The organism is Mesorhizobium sp. M8A.F.Ca.ET.021.01.1.1 (assembly GCF_003998025.1).
Taxonomy (GTDB): Bacteria; Pseudomonadota; Alphaproteobacteria; order Rhizobiales; family Rhizobiaceae; genus Mesorhizobium.
In genome coordinates, this window is the sequence record NZ_RZSJ01001063.1 from 1 (window position 1) to 632 (window position 632).

At 63.8% G+C, this 632-nt stretch carries 1 protein-coding gene; it reads left to right on the forward strand.

Going from position 1 to position 632, the window contains the following annotated elements; translation table 11 throughout:
• Window positions 1-16 precede the first annotated feature (16 nt).
• Window positions 17-595: a hypothetical protein gene (locus EOA36_RS36600; RefSeq protein ID WP_127869634.1), complete on the forward strand. Its 579-nt coding sequence runs from the start codon at window positions 17-19 to the stop codon at window positions 593-595.
• The last annotated feature ends 37 nt before the right edge of the window (window positions 596-632 follow it).

The window sequence follows — 632 nt, forward strand, 5'->3', positions numbered from 1 at the left end:
GAACTGGAGATTGATGATGCGCGATTTTTGTCTTGCCTCACTCGGCGCCTTCGGCTGGCTGGCTGCTTGCGGGCCTGCCTTGGCGCAGACGCAGCCCGCTCCGGACATGCCCGCCACCAGCACTTTCGGCCGTTGGACGACTATGGTCGATACGCTCGACACCGGCCAGGACGCGCACAAGACCTGCGCGGCCTCCACGGCATTCTTCGATGCGAGCGGCAATTCGGCCACGCTGACACTGTCGATCTCGACCGGCGATGCGCTGCCGCCCGATGCTTATCCGGCGATCTTGATCACCATCGACAACAAGACCCTGCCAACCGGCAAGAAGATCGCGGCGACTTTCGGCGATCCCGGTGTCAAGGTTTCGGCCACGGTCTACTCCAACGATGGCGTCATCGGCCGCCCCAGCTGGACGGTCGACAATCAGGCTAAGACCAGTCTCGCGCTGCTGCGTGCCATGCGCCAGGCCACCTCGCTCGACGTGACCTTCGGCAAGCAGGCTGTCGCCAGCATTCCGATGGACGGCTTCACCAAGGCCTACCGCAATCTCGGAACGTCCTGCGGCTTCCCAACCAAGGATGTGGCGCCGTGAGGCGGACGACCGGATCGGCATAGGCGCTGCTCATGGA

Excerpts from the sequence above, each read along its gene's own strand:
- EOA36_RS36600 (WP_127869634.1), top strand. The coding sequence starts at position 17 with ATGCGCGATTTTTGTCTTGCCTCACTCGGCGCCTTCGGCTGGCTGGCT.